Genomic DNA, 353 nt, shown 5'->3' with positions numbered 1-353 from the left:
CCAGACAAAACGCTACCGCTTGCCACGCTCGCTGAATCTCTTACCGAGATTCAGCTCGAGGCCACTATCCTCGAGGAGATCGTCAGAAGCCTCGACGAGACGCTCGTCGAGGCGTATTGCGGGGAGAAACACGCGCGCGGAAACGGCGACCGCCGTTTCCAGCGCGCTGGCACCACGACACGAACAGCCGTTACAACTGCTGGAGAACACGAATTCACGCTCCACCACGTCAAAGATACCGCTGCTACTGAGGACGATCCAACCTACTTCCGGCCACTCGAGGATCTCGTCGAATTCGACGGACAACGTATCTATCAAGAGGATGTTTCGCTCCAGAGTACCGACCTCGCTAC

1 pseudogene is annotated in these 353 nt (G+C 57.5%); it reads left to right on the top strand.

Annotation, left to right across the window (positions count from 1 at the left end):
* Window positions 1-353 (top strand): annotated as a pseudogene (locus FYC77_RS20075) (ISH6 family transposase); the annotation flags it as partial.

It is taken from the genome of Natrialba swarupiae, assembly GCF_008245225.1.
GTDB classification, from domain to species: Archaea; Halobacteriota; Halobacteria; order Halobacteriales; family Natrialbaceae; genus Natrarchaeobius; species Natrarchaeobius swarupiae.
The sequence above is the reverse complement of the archived record's forward strand: the minus strand, read 5'-3'. Positions and strand labels throughout refer to the sequence as shown.